Raw genomic sequence first — 17,579 nt, 5'->3', positions numbered from 1 at the left:
ATTGCGTCGATTAGGTTTTCGTACCGAGTGAAATCACGGTGCGCAGTTCCGCGGCGGCGTCGAGAAGCGCGGTGGCGCGGGCGGCGAGGCCGGCGTCGCGGGCGGCGAGCGCGGCGTGCAGGTCTTCGGATCGGTGCGCGGTCCGCAAGTCCGGCAGCACGGCGCGTAGATGCGCGATCGGGTAGCCGGCTTTTCGGAGTTGATGAACGATGCGGGCATCTCGCACCTGATTCGGCGGATAGTGCCGGGCACCGCGGTCGCGTGCTGGAATGACCAAACCTTCTGCGTCCCAATGGCGCAACGTCGAGGTGCGGATGCCGAGCGCGTCGGCGAGTTCGGCGATGCTCATCGAGTCGGAGCCGCGCACGTCGTCGATCGGTTCGAGGGAGATCGACGCCGCCGCCCGTTTGGCGTGTCCGAGTTCGATGCGCTCGGCATGCAGTCGAGCGTGTGCCGCGTCGAGCAGAGCGAGGGCTTCCGGGAGCGGGCCGTGGTGGAAGGCTCGGACAATCCGCTTCGCCTCGGTCGGGCCCACGCCGGCCGCGAGTGCCCGGTAGGCGAGCGCCGAATGCAGGTGGATATTCCCGTAGATCCGGTGACCGGTGTCGGTGCGGGTCGCGGGTGGCAGCACGCCGTCTCGTTCGAGATTGCGCACCTGCTGAACCGAGTAGCCCGCGCGGCGAGCGATATCGACCGTGCGCTTCACCTGGGGTTTGAGGTTTGCCAAGTAAATCTCCTCGTTGTCGCACGCCAAGTCCACAGAAGCACTTGAATGACACGCTGGAACCCATGACCATAGACGAGATCATCGACTTCGTGGCCGGCCTCGACGGAGTTCTCACCCTCCGACCGACCGCGGAAACCGAATGGCCGGAGATCAGCTGGGGCGACACCTTCTTCTACTACTCCCCCGACGGTGAGATCCCCACCAGAACCCAGCCCTTCGCGACGATCGTCACGAAGGACTATCCCGGCGAACCCAGCTCGGATCTGCACCGCCCCAACAGCTTCCGCGTCAACATCGCAGCCGGGAAAGAAGCCTTCATCGAATGGACCGGCCGCCCGCCGCGCGAGCAGGCCACCGACGTGGACTACCACGTCACCGACACCGTCCTCCCTCATCCGACCTACAGCTCAGCGGGATGGCTCGCAGTGGTCGATCCCGGCGCCAGGACCGAGACCACGACACGTGAGCTGCTCCACACCGCCTACGAGCGAGCTCGTTCGCGCTACGAGCGCCATTCGAGCTCGGAGGCGCGCTGAAGGGGGCGCGACACTTTACCCGCTCAGCAGTGGTAATGTGCCACAGCTAACACTCAGCTAGCCTTGTTTCGCGCGACTCGCCGACCTACCTTTGACGCATATCTTCATGCGGGATAGCTATCGTCGGCGGGACGGCGAGGCGTCCACGATGTCCCGCGACTTGTCCGAAACCCGTTCTGATGCGCGGTGCTGCCGTGCCAGCAGGCCGAACCGAAGGCAGTGTGCGCATGAATGTATCGACGAAATTCGTTGCCGTGTCGGTGTTGACGGCGGCGATCGTGGCCGGTTCGCTGAGCACGGCGCAGGCCGACCCCGAACCGGCCGGGCTGCACTACACCGCACAGGCGCTCGGCGGGTCGATGGTCTTGTCCACCGATTCGGGCTCCCTCGACACCGCCGACGACAAGCTCGAGATCCGCGACGACAGCGGCAACCTGATGGCGGCGTTCCCGCTCGGCTACTACCGGGACAACCAGCGTTGGCCGATCGCCGCCCGCATCGACGGCAACACCGCGACGCTGACGCCGAGCGTGGACCCCGCGAGCGCGACCCCGGCGCCGGGCACCACCGACCAACTCAACGACATCGCCCTGGACCCGATGTCCCCCGCCTTCGGCGCCGCCCTGTCCACCTTCTCCACCATCGTCGGCATCGGCACCGCACTGGGCACGATCATCGGCACCCTGGTCGGCGCTTCCCTCGGCTGCCTGCTCGGAGGCCTGCTGGTCGGCGGCGCCGCCACCATCCCCACCTTCGGCGCCCTCACCATCCCCGGCTTCCTCGGCGGCTGCATCGTCACCGCCATCCCCGGCGCTGCCCTGGGCGCCATCGTCGGCACCATCGTCTTCGGCGTGCCCGCGATCATCATCGGCGGGATCTTCCTCGGCGGGGCGCTGGCGGGTTGAGCGTTCGACGTACTCACGACTTCGTACAGACGCAGCCCAGGATCTCTACGCGGGTGGCAGGCAAATCGTCGTCGAGCCAATCCTGGATGGGTGCCAGGCCAGGATCGAGAACCTCGAAACCATCCAGATAGGTGGCGATTTCGGTGCTCGAACGCAACGCGGGGACGGCCGAGCTCCCCTTGGTCGCCGACATCGCCTGCCGAATGAAGTTCGAGTCGGAATCGCTGGTGGCGTGGGTGAGAATCAGATGACTGCCCGGTGCCATCACGGCACGTAATCGAGCGATGATCTCGGCCGGGCACTCGTCGTCCATGATGAAATGCAAGACACCGACGATCAGCACCGCGACCGGCCGCGCGAAGTCGATCAACGCTTCCGAACGCAACCGCTCGATAAGGTCGTCAGGATCGCGGAGGTCCGCCCACATCGGCGTATTCCCGGACGAACCCGACAGCATCGCCGTCGCATGCGCGTGCACGACCGGATCGGAATCGACCGAGATCACCCGCACCGACGGATCGACCTCGCGGGCCGCATCGTAGACCGACGGCGAAATCGGAATGCCCGCGCCGACATCGATGAACTGACGAATCCCCGCTTCCGCCGCTCGGGTGACACCCCGCAACAGAAACCGGCGACTCATCTGCGCCAATGCTTTCGAATCCGGGGCAACCCGCAATACCCGCTCGGCGTACTCCCGATCCGCCTCGTAGTAGTCCTTACCCCCGAGCATGTAGTTGTAGATCCGCGCCGAATTAGGTTTGTACGGATCAACTCCCATAGGCACTTGCCTGGAATCCGACACTCCACCTCCTCGGTAGCGCGCCGATCCTAGCAACCTGAGCTCAGCCCGCCGTGCGACGAGGCAGTTCTCCAGCGGCCCGGCCTGCCTCGGCATGAAGGACCGAATGTGCGGTCAACGCACTCGAAGGGCGGTGATACGCCAGCCCTCGGCGCGGGTGCGGGCGATGCGGGCGGCGAGCGCGAAACGACGGTGGCCTCGGGCGTAAGCGGCGAACAGCTCTGCGGCGGAGTCGTCGATCATCGCGATGTCGACTCGCTTCAGCACTGCTGTGCCTAACCCGCGGCCGGGCACGAAGTCACCTTTGACCAGCGTTCGTACCGCGGCTACCACTGTTGGCTCGGCCATACTCGCGAGGTGAGCGATCGGTCGGCGGCGATCGAGCACCTCGAGTGCGATACGCAGGGCTTGGTCGGAGAATTGCTGCGCATCGCTCTCCGCGCGATCGATCGAGCGGGATACGACCGGTTCGGCGTGCGGCGCGCGGTGCGGGTCGGTCCGACGAGAGCGGCCGGCGCGTGCGGTCGCTTGGCGGCGGCATGGCTGCCAACTCGCCGCCGGGGCTGCCGTCTCCGCACATCGCCGACGGTGCTCCGCTGATGATTCGGTACTGAGCGCCGACGACGGCGCGGCAAAGCCTTCCACTTCGAGTCCCCCTTCGGTTCCCGTCGCATCCCCCGCGATCGGATCGCGAAAGCATGCCACGGACCTTTCCCTCCGTCCACCAACCAAACGACCGCTCTCGCCGCTGAAGGTGCACTGCCTGGTCAGCACTCGGTGCGGTCCCCTCCCCTCCAAAAGGGGGACCGTACTTGCTCGGCTCCGGGCAGTGCACCTTCAGCGGCGAGAGCCACGCCGATTCGGCGCGTCGACCTGGTAGGTGGCCGCCGACAGGTCAGCAGGCGGGACGATTGGGCACCACGAATGTTCGGAACGCGGGGCAGTCCCGAGGAGGGCGATTCGGGCCGTCGGCTGTGCCGCGATTTGCGCGTGCATGGCCTGGCATGACGCGGCGATTCCGTTTACTGCGACCGAAGAACAATCGGTGTGATGAATGTTGTTGTCGATCCTGTGGTTCCGTGAACGGAATCCGGATCATGCGGGGGCCGAAAACGTTTGGGCGTCGACAACCCCAACTCCAATAGACGGCTAAGCGCCGCAACAACTTCGGTCGTCGGTTATTCGTCTCCTCGATGCCGGATTCGATCAGGTGATCGGATCGTTAACGGTATGCGCCCTAGGGCTTTCCAATCGTCGTGATGAAGTCTTTGACCACACACGTCGCTTGTCAACCGTCCCGAGGGCTCATCACTCGCGATCACCAACGCGTCCAGCGGCTTTCGGGGACCGAAGGAAAGAACGTCTACAACTTGTAGCACTTCCCGCGGTCCCGGACACCACCCCGGGTCACGGCGTCTCGACCGGGATCAGCGAATGGAAGAGCACCGGCGGCAGAGCGGGCGTGCTGGTGCGCGGCAGCGGGTTGGCATCCCGGTGGACGTTGACGTAGTAGAACCGCTGACCGGTGTGATCCCGCAAATGCAGTCGCACGCGGCCGGCGTAGAACCGTGAGGTGGGCCGGGTAGACATGATCTGGAATTCCGGCGCCGCGGACATCCGATCGAATGCCTGCCGATCGGCCGGATCGGTGAAATGGGACCGTAGCTGAGTGGCGGTCCAGACACCGAGATGCGTTTCGGGCCACCAATCTTCGCTCAGCACATGTTTGGCACGACGGTCGAGCACCAGCCACTCCAGAAACGAGCCGCCCGCGTGCACGCCGGGATGGAGCCGTTCGTAGGCGGCGTTCGCCTCCAGCACCCACAGCAACCCAGGGATCAGCAGCGCGGCGGGAAAGGGCATGCTGTGCACCCACGCCTTGTCCCGCGGTTCCGGCACGGTCCGTGCGCCCGGCATGGCGTGCTGGAGCTGAATGCCTTGCACGAGAATCTCTTCCAGACTGTGCAGGTCGGGCAGCTCCAGCGCGGCGGCGACCGTCGCCAAGGTGCGATGGGTCACCTTCCGTGCGCCCGACTCGTACGCCTTGATCGTCGCGACCGACAGGCCGGTGAGATCGGCCAGGTCCTGCTGGCTGAGCCGGGGATCGGCGTCGAGCCTGGCCTTCGCCAGCCGATCCCGGACCGCGGCTTGGCCGGCCGTCAACGTCGGCCGATTGCCTGTCGGCGCCGAATTTCGGCGAGCGGGTGCCGGGTGATCTTCGTTCGCTCCAGAGGTCTGCTGAGCCATAGCGATTCACACCCGAGCGGGAGTGAGCCGGACCGGCAGGTACTGCGGGGCCGCGGTGAGTATCGACTCGGTCATCGGAAGTTCGGCCGGGGCGGCGGCGAGGCACAGGTCGGGGTAGCGCGCCAGCAGCGCCCGCAACGCCACCTGTCCTTCGAGCCGAGCCAGCCGGGCGCCGATGCAATAGTGCATGCCGAGACCGAACGCGAGATGGCTCGGGCCGCTGCGTTCGGTCAGGTGCACGCGCATGGGGTCGTCGAAGACCGCGGGATCGGTGTTGGCCGCGCCGAGTCCCACGATGACCACCCGGCCGGCCGGAATCTCCACCTGCCCCAACGTCAATGGCGCCGTGGTGTACCGCAGGGTGGCGAACGGTCCTGGGCTCAGGATGCGCAACACCTCCTCGACATAGGTGTCGACGCGATCCGGATCGGCGGCGAGCTCGTCACGGATTTCCGGGGTCAGCAGCATGATGCTGTTGGCGATCAGGCCGCGGGTGGTTTCGTATCCGGCGGCCAGGAGCACGGTGGTGTTGGTCGCGATCGCCCGGTCGGCCGCGGTGATCCGCTCGGCCTCCGGCAGCTCGGCAAGCGCGGGATCCTCCGCGACCGCGGCATCGCAGCGAATGATCAACGTGCCGAGCAGGTCGGCCGGCAACGGGTCCGCCGGGGTCCGGGACACCAGGTCGGCTTGCTGCCTGCGGTGCCGCACCTGCCCCATGAGGTAGTAGGCGAACTTCTTGCTCGCCTGCGCCCGTTCTCGACCTGGGTTCTGGGACAACAACATCGTGTGCACCCAATCGCCGAACTGCTGGTGATCATCGGCCGGGACGCCGAGGATTTCGCAGATCACCTGCACCGGCAGGGGTGTGGCGTAGGTCGGTAGCAGATCGACCGGATCGTCGGCGGACGCGGCGAGATCGGCGAGTAGCCGCTCGGCGATCTCGTGCACGCGCGGCTCGAGCGCAGCCACGGTCCGCGGCGTGAACGCGTCGGCCACCAGCGCCCGCAAGCGGGTGTGCTCCGGCGGATCCGACCAGGGCAGCCGCTCCGCCATCGCCAACGCGGGCAGCGTTAGGTCGGCGAACTCCTTGACCTGCGGGCTGGTGGTCGCGGCGGGATTCTTCCGCAAACTCGGCTCGCCCAGCGCCTGCCGGGCCAACTTGTAGTCGGTGACCAGAATCGCGGTGCCCCCACCGGGAAAGGTCACCTCATGCACGCCGCCTGCCTCGCGCAGACCCGGGTAGATCTCGTACGCCCGCCGAAAGAAATCATCCGGCAACTGCACCCGCGGCGGCGGATTGAGCGAGGTGGTCATCTGAACCCCTGTCCCCTTGTGTAGATCGGCGCAGACGCACAGTGGTGCCCCCTTCTGCCGCCGGGGTTCACCCCCGCTGCAGACGATCATGCAACACGAACAGCAACAGGTTCCAGTTTTGGGTGACGCCGATGCGCAACGCGCGCCGGAGATTCGGGCCGCGGAGGAAGTCCATCACCAGCGGCGGCGTCGGCTACAGATGTTCGGTCGTACGCTTACCGATGGCCGTGCTGAGCGCGTCGAGTTCGGCCAGAACGTCCACGGCGGCCCAGATACGGTTGCGTTTGCTCTCCGACAAGACCTCGAGGACCCCGGCCTCGGTGAGCCTCCCCAGGGCACGATACGTACTGGCATCGGTGGTTCCAGCGATGCGTTGCGCGGTGTCCGCGTTGAAGATCGGCGTATCGAGCAGCGCGGCGAGCAGGGTCTCGTCCGTGGAATTCGCGCGAGGGCGAGCAAGTTCGCGCCAGCGCGCGGGTAGCGCCGCCAGCGCACGGGCGGATTCCTGCGCTGCCTCGCTGGCATGCAGCGCACCCACTCCCACGTATTCGACGAACGTGTCCACTTGCCCATCTCGATAGGCACCGAGGTGGGCGAAATACCTGCCGGTGTCGGCCAGCATGGCCGAAGCCAACGGAATAGTCACCCGCCGGGTGAGGTCGCGGCGCCGCAGGACAGCGCTGATCAGTGCACGCCCCACACGGCCGTTACCGTCAGTGAACGGATGGATGGACTCGAACTGTGCATGGGCAATCGCGGCCTGGGCCAGGATCGGTAGATCGGTGCGATTCACGAAGACGAGCAGGTCGTCCATCAATTCGGCAACCAGCTCGGGAGGCGGCGGAATATAGGCCGCGCCGACGGGCGTGTAGTCGCTGCCGCCAATCCAGTTCTGGACATCACGCAGCTGACCCGACTCGCGGGCGGCATAGAAATCGGGAGCCATCAACAGACTGTGTGCGGCCAGGAGATCGTCGATCGTGATGGGCCCGGTCCCCGCCGCATCGACCATGGCGATCAATGCCTTGACCGCCGCCAGCTGCGACTGCGCCTCGACGCTGGCTTTCCCGCCGGCGACCGCTTTGCCGAAGGCACGCCAACCCGCGTCGATATGTTCGATCTTCGACGAGGCGACCGACTCGCTGCGTAGCAGAAAATCCGCCAGTGGGGCCAGGTGCTCACCAAACCCGGCTTCCAGGCGCGCGATCGCGATCACCGCCGCTTCGTGGGCGCGGGCCACGGGTCCGGCTGGATCGTAGTCGAGGTCGCCGATGTGCGGCGGAACCGCGACCGCAATGCGGTCAAGGGTGCGGTCGGCCCGCGATCCCTGCCGGTGGCGAGGGATCCACGGGCGTTCCTCGATGCGGTGCGATGGCCAGCTCATAAGACGCTTTCGTGGACGAAAAGGCTACTTAGCACAATCATAGCTTAGTTTATATACCAAAAACGTAGCTATGGATTGCTTATTGTACTTTTCAGCGCCCCCGTCAGTGATGCTGGCCTCAGGCCTGCGCCCGCATGGCCGCGGTGGCGATCGCCGCGCGGGTGTTGTCCAGCTCGGTTGAGGTGAGGTCGATCGGGCGGTGGGTGAAGGTGTTGTCTTCGATGGTGGTCAGGGGTTGGTTTGTCGTGCGGGTGAGATCTTGGAGCCAGCCCGTCATGTTGAGGAGGGCCGCGGATGCTTCGGTGCCTGCGTCGAGCAACTGGTGCTGCTCGAAACTTTCGGCGAGGGACTGGAACGCCTTCGTCAAGCCAGCGGGCGGACCGGGGTCGGCCTCGGTCAGCACTTTGAGCATCTGGTCGTCCCAGTTCTCCCAGCGCCAATCGCGCCACTGCTCGGCGATCGCCTCTGGGACACCACAATTGTTTCGAACGCCCACCAGGCGGCGGCCTTCTGCGCGGGGACGATATGGAGGCCGGACGGGGGCATGGTGGGCAAGCGGTCGGCATGCTGCCAGCCGGCAATGACGTCGACCAGTGCAGGTCCATGCTCCAGTAGATGCGCCAAATCGAGGGCGGGCGTGTATAACCGGGGTTTGTCGGGACCGATAACCGTGACGACGCATTGCGGCCAACGACCGGCGCAATAGTCCATCAAGTCACGTTCGCGGAATTCCGCCCAATGGACAGTCCAATCCGGCCAGGTTTCGTGCATTGTCCCGAAGACAGCGCCTCGCATCGCAGGATGCTTGCACACGCTGGAGTGCCACAACAACATTCGGTTATTCACATCGATGACCGCAGCGGCTTCGAGGTCATAAATCCAGTTTTCAACCTCTTCTTGCGCGGTAGCGAACCGCAGCGCGCTCCGCACTCCCGGCAATAGGTCCAGATGTAGCGATCGAGCACCCCAGTGGGTATAGAACTTCCGTTGTGCCCCTGCGTCGATGACAACGATCTCGGCTCGTGACCCCATGGGGCAAGATTAAGGGTAAGCCCGCTCGATCTACCTGCGAATGAACCTGTTCTAAGCAGTCGGGGACTTGCGTGGCGGCGACACTACGAATTTCGCCGCTCAACCACGAGAAATGGACTGCCAGAACTCAACTAGATTCCAACTGGCGATTTCCAATACGGTCTGGACCGATCTGGAAACACCTAATTGCCACGTTCCTAAAGGGTTTCACGGAAAGCGAGCCCGCTTCGGCTAGCCTTCGGCGGCGAGTTGTCCGCAGGCGGCGGCGATTTCTTGGCCGCGGGTGTCGCGGACGGTGCAGGGGACGCCTTGGGCGTTGACGCGGCGAACGAATTCGGCTTCAACGGGTTTCGGCGAAGCATCCCATTTGCTGCCCGGGGTGGGGTTCAGGGGGATGACGTTGACGTGGACGCGGGAGCCGAGGGCCTTGTGGAGTTTCTGGCCGAGCATGTCGGCGCGCCAGGGCTGGTCGTTGATGTCGCGGATCAACGCGTATTCGATGGAGACACGGCGGCCGGACTTGTCGGCGTAGTAGCGGGCGGCGTCGAGGACCTCGGCGACCGGCCAGCGGTTGTTGACCGGGACCAGGGTGTCGCGGAGTTCATCGTCGGGGGTGTGCAGGGAGACTGCGAGAGTGACGGAGAGGTCTTCGTCGGCCAGTTTGCGGATGGCCGGGGCCAGGCCGACGGTGGAGACGACGACGTTGCGCTGGGAGATGCCGAACCCGTCCGGCGGCGGGGAGGTGATGCGGCGGACCGCGGCGACCACACGCTTGTAGTTGGCCAGCGGCTCGCCCATGCCCATGAAGACGATGTTGGAGAGTCGGCCGGGGCCGCCGGCGACCTCACCGTCGCGCATCGCGGCGGCCGCGGCGCGCACCTGGTCGACGATCTCGGCGGTGGACAGGTTGCGGTTCAACCCGCCCTGGCCGGTCGCGCAGAACGGGCACGCCATGCCACAGCCCGCCTGGCTGGAGATGCAGAGGGTGGCGCGGTCGGGGTAGCGCATCAGGACGCTCTCCAGCAGGGTGCCGTCGCCCGCACGCCACAATGTCTTTCGCGTCTCGCCCGCATCGCAGGCGACGTGCTTGACCACCGACATGAGCGGCGGGAACAGTGCCTCGCCGATCTTCTCGCGCACCGGCGCGGGCAGGTCCGTCATCTGCTCCGGGTCGGCCTGCAACCTGCCGTAGTACTGGCGGGCGATCTGGTCGGCGCGGAACTTGGGCAGTCCCAGCTCCTCGATGGCCGCGCGCCTGCCCTCGGCGTCGAGGTCGGCGAGGTGCCGGGGCGGCATGCCACGGCGCGGAGCATCGAAAACGAGGGGCAGGGAGACGGTCATAGTTCCCCCATTCTCCCATCTGGGCGAATGTGCCGCACACCCGCCCGTCGGCCGGAGCCTCGACATGACCAGTTCGTTGCGAGGAAATACGTGTAACCGTCATAGCAGTGGGCAATGATCGGGATATGTCCACCAATGCTGATCACCTGTCGGATCCCGATCCGGCGTTCCCGAACGAGCCGACCACCCAGGCTCCGCCGGCGACCACCGCACCGCCGGCCGTCCCCGCCACCAAACGTCGCCAGTCGCTGTCCTCCCGGACCGGCAACACCTGGGTCGCGCTGATCGCCGGCGCGCTGATCCTGATCGTGCTGCTGGTCTTCATCCTGCAGAACCTCGACCAGGTCCAGGTAGGCCTGTTCTTCTGGCACTTCTCCCTGCCCCTCGGCGTCGCGGTCCTGCTGTCGGTGATCGGCGGCGCGCTGGTAATGGCCCTGGTCGGCGGCGTCCGCATCCTGCAACTGCGCCGAGCCGCGAAGAAGTAGGTCGAGCGCCTGCGGGTCAGGCTTGCAGCGCCCGGACGAGCGCACGGATCCGGGCCGGGTTTCCGTGCCCATTGCGCAGTGCGCGTCCCGGCTGATCGAAGTGCATGCGCAGCAACCCGAGTGCTTCGGTGAAAGTAGTGCCACTCGGCCATACCACCTGATCGGCATACCCGCACTCCAACAGCCGGGCGATATCCTCCGCATCGCGTGGCGCCGGTCGCTGCCCATAGGCGAACACCTTGATACAGAGGGCGGTCGGTACGTCCGGGATCGCGATCCGAGCGGCAATCCGGGTGCCGTCGGTCAGCGTGGCGTCGAGGGCGATCCAGACCGGATCCCTGGCCAGCGCGACGTGCAACGCGGGAATTCCGTCGACGGCGATCGGCCCGGCGTCGAGGTCGGGCACGTGCCGATTGGTGCACGAGGGAGCCAGTAGGTCGATCGTCGCGGCGGTTCCGGCGACCGAGCGCTCGAATCGGTTTCCGGATCGCGGGTTGTCGTAGCCCAGCTCGCGCAGGCTGTCCAGCAGGACACCGTCGCGAATGGCGACCCGTTCGACCGCGAGGTCGGCGTCCCTGGTGGCACGCAGCGGGATCGACACCCCGCTGCGCAGGACGTGCAGGTTGACCATGTGCCCGCCGACCACCGCCCACGACTCCAGGGCCCGCGAGACGGAGGCGGCATCGGCCAGTGCTCGATACGCGCCATCCTCGGCCCGCGAACCGCTGTAGACCGCAATATCTTTCACGCGGCGCGCTCGAGCTCGGCGCGCGCGGTGAGGAATCGTTCTTCGAGTTCGGCGACGGCGTCGGCGGCGTCGGGTTTGTTGCCGATGAGCATGTGCCTGGCCACCTCGATGACCGGTGCCAGCGGCCACACCTGGGCCTGCAGTCCGCCCATCGCGGCGGCCAGCGCCGAGTCGAGGCGCCAACCCGGCGGGGTTTCGCCGATGGTCACCACCAAACTCGCGTCGGACGGATCCGTATCGACCGGGACGAAACCGGCCTCATCCAACTCCAGATGCGCGTCGGCGTGCAGCACGACGATCTCCGGAATCCGCCAGGGGGCGAGTCGGTCGGCCGCCCAGTCGCCGCATACGTGCAGGGAAACCCGCTGTGCGGCGGCCCGTTCCAGCGCGAGCTCGATCTGCCGCGGGCCGTTGTCCAGGCTGTACCAGGCCTCTACCGTGGTCACCCTGGGCGGCCGGGCGGTCACGAGGTGGTCGAAAACCTCGCGTGGACGCAGTACCCGCCAGCCCTTCGCGCAGCGCTCGGTCCAGCCGCGTTCGTCGGCGATCGCCATGATCTGCGAGACCCGAGCCTGGGTGACGCCCGTGGCCGCCGCGATGTGGACCTGGCGCTGCGGCATCGGAGTGCCGAGCAGGTAGGACAGCACCGCTACCTCGGCGTGCGACAGTCGGAGCTCGGCCATGCAGCGAGTATAAATTTTTGCCTATGGTCGGGCAAATATTTATAGTGCCTGGTCAGAGGAGGGTGGAGAGGATCAGCCAGGAGACGAAGGCGGAGGGGAGCATGGAGTCGAGGCGGTCCATGATGCCGCCGTGGCCGGGGAGCAGGGTGCCCATGTCCTTGATGCCGAGTTCGCGCTTGATCTGGGACTCGATCAGGTCGCCGCAGGTGGCGACCAGGACGAGGCCGACGCCGAGGACGACGCCGATCATCGAGTTGGCGTCGAGCAGCAGGGTGACGGTGAGCAGGCCGCCGATGACGCTGAACACGAGCGAGCCGCCGAAACCCTCCCAGGATTTCTTCGGGCTGATCGACGGCACCATCGGATGCCTGCCGAACAGCACGCCGGCCACGTACCCGCCGACGTCGGAGCAGACGACCAGGATCATGAAGGTCAGCACCCGCAGATTGCCGTCGGGTTCGAGCAGCAGCAGGGTTGCGAACGAGGCGAGCAGCGGGATCCAGGCCAGGGTGAAGATGGCGATGGCGGTGTCGCGCAGGAAGTTTCGCGGCGCGGTTTGCAGTCCGTGGTCGAACAGTCGCCACACCATGCAGGTCAGCGCGGTGGCGGCGAAGGCGCCCGCGACTCCGCTCGCGCCGTAGGGCCAGCCGAGCCAGAACACGGCCTGCCCGCCGACGATGAGCGGAATCCGCGGCACCAGCACATCGGCTTCACGAAGACGCTTGGCGACCTCCCAGGTGGCGACGCCCACCGCCACACCGACCACGCCGATGAACACCTTCGGCACGAACAGCAGGATCGCGATCAGCGACAACCCGAGCCCGAACCCGACGGCGAGCGCCGCGGGCAGGTTTCGCCCCGCCCGCGAACCGGCCGGCGGGGTCGCGGCGAGCACCGCGTTCGGTCCGTGCGCCTCCGGGTCGTGTTCGGCCGCCGAGACGGCCGGAGCCACCTGCTCGGCCGCGGGCGACGCCCACGCGGCACCGTCGGCAGCCGGAGCGCCGGGCACGGACGCCGCAGCCGAGGCTAACGGCTCGTGACCCGATGCTCCCGCATCGCGCACGTGCTCGTGCCTCGTATCAGCTGTGCCGTTCACCGGCCTCGGCTCCTCAGCCGCACCGGTCGCGGCGGCGTTCTCGGCCACGATTGTCCCGTCGCTCAACTCGTCGTTCCGTTCGTCCCCCGCCCGGGTGGGCCTGCTGCGTCGATCGGCGGCGCGCCGCCGTCAGCGTCAGACCTCGAGCAGTTCAGCTTCTTTGTGTTTGACCAGTTCGTCGATCTGGCCGACGTACTTGGCGGTGGTCTTGTCGAGGTCCTTCTCGGCGCGCCCGACCTCGTCCTCACCCGCCTCGCCATCCTTCTGGATGCGCGACAGTTCGTCCATGGCTTTGCGGCGGACATTGCGGATCGACACCTTGGCGTCCTCCCCCTTGCCCTTGGCCTGTTTGGCCAGCTCGCGGCGACGCTCCTCGGTCAGCTGCGGCACCGAAATGCGAATGATGTCACCGTTGTTGGTGGGGTTGACGCCGAGATCGGAGTTGCGGATCGCGGTTTCGATCGCGCCGAGCTGCGCCTGCTCGTAGGGCTTGATCACGACCATGCGCGGCTCCGGCACCGTGATGCTGGACATCTGGGTGATGGGGGTCAGCGAGCCGTAGTAGTCCACCACGATCCGAGTGAACATCCCCGGGTTGGCGCGTCCGGTGCGGATGGCTGCGAGATCGTCTTTCGCTACCGTGACAGCCTTTTCCATCTTCTCCTCGGCGTCGAAGAGCGCTTCTTCAATCACGACCGTTTCCTCCACAGCGTCGTCATCGTCATGATCCGCGGGTCGCGGGGTCAGGACCGAACCAATGTGCCGATCTTCTCACCGGCGACCGCTCGGGCGATATTGCCCTTGGTCAACAAATTGAACACCAGCATCGGCATCTGGTTGTCCATACAGAGGCTGAAGGCGGTCGCGTCGGCGACCTTGAGCCCCTTCTCGATGACCTCTTTGTGGGTGATCTCGGAGTACATGGTGGCGTCTTCGTCGACCTTGGGATCGGCGGTGAACACGCCGTCGACCGCCTTGGCCATCAGCACCACCTCGGCACCGATCTCCAGGGCGCGCTGGGCGGCCGTGGTGTCGGTGGAGAAGTAGGGCATGCCCATGCCGGCACCGAAGATGACCACGCGGCCCTTCTCCAGGTGGCGCTTGGCGCGCAGCGGCAGGTACGGCTCGGCGACCTGACCCATGGTGATCGCGGTCTGCACCCGGGTCTCGATCCCCTGCTTCTGCAAAAAGTCTTGCAGCGCAAGGCTGTTCATCACGGTGCCGAGCATGCCCATGTAGTCCGAGCGGGCACGTTCCATGCCGCGCTCCTCGAGCTCGGCGCCGCGGAAGAAGTTGCCGCCGCCGATCACCACGGCCACCTGCACGCCGGTCGCGACGACCTCGGCGATCTGCTCGGCGACCGTCTCCACCACGTCGGGGTCGAGCCCGACGCGGCCGCCGCCGAACATCTCGCCGCCTAGCTTGAGGAGCACCCGGCGATATCCTGGGCGATCGATCCCCGGGTCCGTCATGGGTGTTCTTCTCCTTCGGCGGTCAACGTTGTTCTCGGCAGGCAAGTGCGTCACAGAATTCGGCAGCTCGGAAAGGCTCCTCAACACGGAGCGGCCCCTATCCTGCCCTATGAGTGTTCTGCGGCATAAGAAGACCCCCCGTCAACCGGCAAATCGGTCGACAGGGGGTCTGCTCGCTATGGTGCTGTGAGTGCGGCTAGACCCGGTCCCGCGCGGCTCGATCCCGGCGTTCGCCGGGATGAGCGCGCGGGGCGTGATCAGTTGGCGCCGACCTCGAAGCGGGCGAAGCGGGTCACGGTGACCCCGGCCTCGTCCAGCAGGGCCTTGACGGTCTTCTTCGAATCGGTGACCGACGACTGCTCGAGCAGCACGACGTCCTTGAAGAAGCCGTTGACCCGGCCCTCGGTGATCTTCGGCAGCGCGGCTTCGGGCTTGCCCTCTTCGCGCGCGGTCTGCTCGGCGATGCGGCGCTCGTTCTCCACGATGTCGGCCGGAACCTCGTCGCGGGTCACGTACTTCGCCTTGAGCGCGGCAACCTGCATGGCGGCGGCACGCGCGGCCTCGGCCGCGGCGTCACCCTCGCCCTGGTACTCGATCAGCACGCCGACGGCCGGCGGCAGATCCGAGGCACGCTTGTGCAGGTAGGTGGCGACCGGGCCGTCGAGCGAGATCACGCGACGCAGCTCCAGCTTCTCGCCGATCTTCGCGGCGAGCGCCTGCACGGCCTCGTCGGCGGTCTGGCCGCCGAGGTCGATGGCCTTGAGCGCGTCCAGGTCGGCGGGCTTGGCCGCCGCGGCCGCGGCCACGATCTGGTCGGCGAGCGCCTGGAACTCCGCGTTCTTCGCGACGAAGTCGGTCTCGGAGTTGATCTCGACCATGACGCCGCCCTTGGCGGTGACCAGGCCCTCGGCGGTGGTGCGCTCGGCACGCTTGCCGACATCCTTGGCGCCCTTGATGCGCAGGATCTCGACTGCCTTGTCGAAGTCGCCGTCGGTCTCGGCCAGCGCGTTCTTACAGTCCATCATCCCGGAGCCGGTGAGCTCCCGGAGCCGCTTCACGTCGGCGGCGGTGTAGTTCGCCATCGGTGGCGAGCCTCCTTCGGAGAAAGTGCTTGAGTACTGGGCAGCGGTGATCACCATCGCACGCGTTGGTGATCACCGCTGGAACAGCGAGTTACGAGACTCAGGCCTCGGCCGGGGTCTCCACCGGGGCGGCCTCGGCGGCGGCTTCGGCGGGGGCTTCAGCCGGGGTCTCGGCCGGTGCGTCGGCGGCGGGTGCGGCCGAAGCGAGCAGCTCCTGCTCCCACTCGGCCAGCGGCTCGCCCGCGCCCGCTTCCGGCTTGTCGTCGCCGGAGGACAGACCGGCCCGCGCCTGCACGCCCTCGGCCACCGCGGAGGCGACGACCTTGGTCAGCAGAGCGGCGGAACGGATCGCGTCGTCGTTACCCGGGATCGGGTAGTCGACCAGGTCGGGGTCGCAGTTGGTATCCAGGATCGCGATGACCGGGATATTCAGCTTGCGCGCCTCGCCGACGGCGATGTGCTCCTTGTTGGTGTCGACGACCCAGATGGCCGAGGGCACCTTGGCCATGTCGCGGATACCGCCGAGGGTGCGGTCCAGCTTGTTCATCTCACGCGTGAGCATGAGGATTTCCTTCTTGGTGCGACCCTCGAAGCCACCGGTCTGCTCCATGGCCTCGAGCTCCTTGAGGCGCTGCAGGCGCTTGTGCACGGTGGAGAAGTTGGTGAGCATGCCACCCAGCCAGCGCTGGTTGACGTAGGGCATCCCGACGCGAGTCGCCTCGGCCGCGATCGACTCCTGGGCCTGCTTCTTGGTGCCGACGAAGAGAACGGTGCCACCGTGGGCGACGGTCTCCTTGACGAACTCGTAGGCCTTGTCGATGTAGGTCAGCGTCTGCTGCAGGTCGATGATGTAGATGCCGTTGCGGTCGGTGAAGATGAACCGCTTCATCTTCGGGTTCCAGCGCCGTGTCTGGTGCCCGAAGTGCGCGCCGCTGTCGAGCAGCTGCTTCATTGTTACGACAGCCATAGCTCCCGTATCTCTCTTTCCTTTGCCGGTTGACGCAACGAATCGGTGACTCGTTGCCCTGGCGCCTCCGAATCGTCGGACCCGACCGCGAGGGTGGGGACCAGCCGACGACTCCCTGCTCCGCACAGACTCTGCCGCGAACCGAAACTGCTGAAACTCGATTCGAAACAGCGCCGCTGCGAACAAGCACGGGGTGGCGCGCGAAGTCGGTCCATGCACGCACAGACCGCTCGAACAGTCTACGGGGTAGGGGGCTCAGCTTCTAAATCGCCCTGTCAGGGGCTACGCGCGGGTGGTTGCGGCAGGTGGAACGAGGGATGTCCACAGTCGAGAAAGTTGTCCACAATCGCGGTGGTGGGGGTTCCGTGAGCGGGCCGGGCGGATGAGGCTTCATGACATGCCTTCCAATCCGATTTCTTCGATGACCACGCTGGTCATACCGCTTTTCTTCGTGCTCGCCGTCATGACGGCGCCGCCGGGTACGGCGGACGCGCAGGCGGCGGTGGGGCCGGAGCCCGCGAGTTCGATCGGCGGGCGGCTGCGGAACGAACCCGTGCCCGGGGCGTGCACGGGTTCGTTCTGCGGGTGGACGCGTCCGGCGCCGTTGCGGGTGGGCGACGGAGCGTCTCCGCTCGATCCCGAGTTCTGTGAATATGTCGGTCCCGCACCGTTTTTCATGTCGCCGAGCGATTCCGAGTTCTGCGGGCTCGCCGCGCCGGCGCCGCTGGCGTTGCCGTCACCGGCGGTCGAGTGATGCC

At 66.4% G+C, this 17,579-nt stretch carries 19 protein-coding genes; 4 read left to right on the top strand and 15 right to left on the bottom strand.

The genetic code is table 11. The features are described from left to right. Positions 1-10: 10 nt before the first annotated feature. Positions 11-727, bottom strand: a complete 717-nt coding sequence (locus ACFQ9K_RS06020; RefSeq protein WP_378715146.1) for a MerR family transcriptional regulator — start codon at positions 725-727, stop codon at positions 11-13. Between the two features lie 62 nt (positions 728-789). On the opposite strand from ACFQ9K_RS06020, the gene ACFQ9K_RS06015 reads away from it, so the two are divergent. After that, positions 790-1,263 (top strand): DUF6194 family protein, encoded by a 474-nt coding sequence (locus ACFQ9K_RS06015; RefSeq protein WP_378715144.1) that lies wholly within the window; start codon positions 790-792, stop codon positions 1,261-1,263. Between the two features lie 254 nt (positions 1,264-1,517). Then, entirely contained in the window at positions 1,518-2,168 is a 651-nt protein-coding gene (locus ACFQ9K_RS06010; RefSeq protein ID WP_378982853.1) for a hypothetical protein, read from the top strand. Positions 2,169-2,181: 13 nt separating this feature from the next. Here ACFQ9K_RS06010 and ACFQ9K_RS06005 read toward each other — a convergent pair whose 3' ends face one another. From ACFQ9K_RS06005 to rlmN, 7 genes are all read right to left on the bottom strand, one after another. Beyond that, on the bottom strand, positions 2,182-2,949 hold the full coding sequence (locus ACFQ9K_RS06005; RefSeq protein ID WP_378715140.1) for an SAM-dependent methyltransferase: 768 nt from the start codon (positions 2,947-2,949) through the stop codon (positions 2,182-2,184). A 135-nt stretch (positions 2,950-3,084) separates the two neighbouring features. Continuing rightward, positions 3,085-3,615, bottom strand: coding sequence for an Rv3235 family protein (locus ACFQ9K_RS06000; protein WP_378715279.1), 531 nt, complete (start codon positions 3,613-3,615; stop codon positions 3,085-3,087). A gap of 762 nt (positions 3,616-4,377) precedes the next feature. Beyond that, positions 4,378-5,133 (bottom strand): helix-turn-helix domain-containing protein, encoded by a 756-nt coding sequence (locus ACFQ9K_RS05995; RefSeq protein WP_378715138.1) that lies wholly within the window; start codon positions 5,131-5,133, stop codon positions 4,378-4,380. A 90-nt stretch (positions 5,134-5,223) separates the two neighbouring features. Beyond that, complete coding sequence (locus ACFQ9K_RS05990) at positions 5,224-6,531, bottom strand: cytochrome P450 (protein ID WP_378715136.1); 1,308 nt, start codon at positions 6,529-6,531, stop codon at positions 5,224-5,226. A 193-nt stretch (positions 6,532-6,724) separates the two neighbouring features. Continuing rightward, a complete protein-coding gene (locus ACFQ9K_RS05985) occupies positions 6,725-7,915 on the bottom strand; it encodes a Fic family protein (RefSeq protein WP_378715134.1) in 1,191 nt (396 codons plus the stop codon). A gap of 118 nt (positions 7,916-8,033) precedes the next feature. Continuing rightward, positions 8,034-8,411 carry a hypothetical protein gene (locus ACFQ9K_RS05980; protein WP_378715132.1) on the bottom strand — a complete coding sequence of 126 codons (378 nt, stop codon included), beginning with the start codon at positions 8,409-8,411 and terminating at the stop codon, positions 8,034-8,036. A 767-nt stretch (positions 8,412-9,178) separates the two neighbouring features. Further along, positions 9,179-10,288: a 23S rRNA (adenine(2503)-C(2))-methyltransferase RlmN gene (rlmN, locus tag ACFQ9K_RS05975; RefSeq protein WP_378715130.1), complete on the bottom strand. Its 1,110-nt coding sequence runs from the start codon at positions 10,286-10,288 to the stop codon at positions 9,179-9,181. Between the two features lie 125 nt (positions 10,289-10,413). On the opposite strand from rlmN, the gene ACFQ9K_RS05970 reads away from it, so the two are divergent. Beyond that, positions 10,414-10,773, top strand: coding sequence for a lipopolysaccharide assembly LapA domain-containing protein (locus ACFQ9K_RS05970; RefSeq protein ID WP_378715129.1), 360 nt, complete (start codon positions 10,414-10,416; stop codon positions 10,771-10,773). 16 nt (positions 10,774-10,789) lie between these two features. On the opposite strand, the gene ACFQ9K_RS05965 is transcribed toward ACFQ9K_RS05970, so the two are convergent. From ACFQ9K_RS05965 to rpsB, 7 genes are all read right to left on the bottom strand, one after another. Beyond that, entirely contained in the window at positions 10,790-11,521 is a 732-nt protein-coding gene (locus tag ACFQ9K_RS05965; RefSeq protein WP_378715127.1) for a hypothetical protein, read from the bottom strand. Further along, complete coding sequence (locus tag ACFQ9K_RS05960) at positions 11,518-12,204, bottom strand: hypothetical protein (protein ID WP_378715125.1); 687 nt, start codon at positions 12,202-12,204, stop codon at positions 11,518-11,520. The genes ACFQ9K_RS05965 and ACFQ9K_RS05960 overlap by 4 nt, the downstream gene beginning before the upstream one ends. A gap of 52 nt (positions 12,205-12,256) precedes the next feature. Then, positions 12,257-13,213, bottom strand: coding sequence for a phosphatidate cytidylyltransferase (locus tag ACFQ9K_RS05955; protein WP_378715278.1), 957 nt, complete (start codon positions 13,211-13,213; stop codon positions 12,257-12,259). Positions 13,214-13,435: 222 nt separating this feature from the next. Then, a complete protein-coding gene (gene frr / locus ACFQ9K_RS05950; RefSeq protein WP_378715276.1) occupies positions 13,436-13,993 on the bottom strand; it encodes a ribosome recycling factor in 558 nt (185 codons plus the stop codon). Between the two features lie 50 nt (positions 13,994-14,043). Further along, the gene (gene pyrH / locus ACFQ9K_RS05945) at positions 14,044-14,772 is read right to left on the bottom strand and encodes a UMP kinase (protein WP_150405586.1); all 729 of its coding nucleotides are present in this window, start codon (positions 14,770-14,772) and stop codon (positions 14,044-14,046) included. Between the two features lie 257 nt (positions 14,773-15,029). Then, complete coding sequence (gene tsf / locus ACFQ9K_RS05940) at positions 15,030-15,854, bottom strand: translation elongation factor Ts (protein ID WP_378715123.1); 825 nt, start codon at positions 15,852-15,854, stop codon at positions 15,030-15,032. 100 nt (positions 15,855-15,954) lie between these two features. Continuing rightward, positions 15,955-16,821: a 30S ribosomal protein S2 gene (rpsB, locus tag ACFQ9K_RS05935; RefSeq protein WP_378715121.1), complete on the bottom strand. Its 867-nt coding sequence runs from the start codon at positions 16,819-16,821 to the stop codon at positions 15,955-15,957. Between the two features lie 421 nt (positions 16,822-17,242). On the opposite strand from rpsB, the gene ACFQ9K_RS05930 reads away from it, so the two are divergent. Next, positions 17,243-17,575 (top strand): hypothetical protein, encoded by a 333-nt coding sequence (locus ACFQ9K_RS05930; protein WP_378715119.1) that lies wholly within the window; start codon positions 17,243-17,245, stop codon positions 17,573-17,575. Positions 17,576-17,579 lie beyond the last annotated feature (4 nt).

The sequence above is a fragment of the Nocardia sp. NPDC056564 genome (assembly GCF_042793755.1).
Lineage (GTDB): Bacteria > Actinomycetota > Actinomycetes > Mycobacteriales > Mycobacteriaceae > Nocardia.
This window is presented reverse-complemented; position numbering and strand designations above follow the sequence as displayed.

Bases quoted from the DNA above. Each gene is read 5' to 3' on its own strand.
- pyrH (WP_150405586.1), bottom strand. From the start codon at position 14,772: ATGACGGACCCGGGGATCGATCGCCCAGGATATCGCCGGGTGCTCCTC.
- ACFQ9K_RS05990 (WP_378715136.1), bottom strand. From the start codon at position 6,531: ATGACCACCTCGCTCAATCCGCCGCCGCGGGTGCAGTTGCCGGATGAT.
- tsf (WP_378715123.1), bottom strand. From the start codon at position 15,854: ATGGCGAACTACACCGCCGCCGACGTGAAGCGGCTCCGGGAGCTCACC.
- rlmN (WP_378715130.1), bottom strand. From the start codon at position 10,288: ATGACCGTCTCCCTGCCCCTCGTTTTCGATGCTCCGCGCCGTGGCATG.
- ACFQ9K_RS05930 (WP_378715119.1), top strand. From the start codon at position 17,243: ATGACCACGCTGGTCATACCGCTTTTCTTCGTGCTCGCCGTCATGACG.
- ACFQ9K_RS05970 (WP_378715129.1), top strand. From the start codon at position 10,414: ATGTCCACCAATGCTGATCACCTGTCGGATCCCGATCCGGCGTTCCCG.
- ACFQ9K_RS06015 (WP_378715144.1), top strand. From the start codon at position 790: ATGACCATAGACGAGATCATCGACTTCGTGGCCGGCCTCGACGGAGTT.
- ACFQ9K_RS05960 (WP_378715125.1), bottom strand. From the start codon at position 12,204: ATGGCCGAGCTCCGACTGTCGCACGCCGAGGTAGCGGTGCTGTCCTAC.
- ACFQ9K_RS06005 (WP_378715140.1), bottom strand. From the start codon at position 2,949: ATGGGAGTTGATCCGTACAAACCTAATTCGGCGCGGATCTACAACTAC.
- ACFQ9K_RS05985 (WP_378715134.1), bottom strand. From the start codon at position 7,915: ATGAGCTGGCCATCGCACCGCATCGAGGAACGCCCGTGGATCCCTCGC.
- rpsB (WP_378715121.1), bottom strand. From the start codon at position 16,821: ATGGCTGTCGTAACAATGAAGCAGCTGCTCGACAGCGGCGCGCACTTC.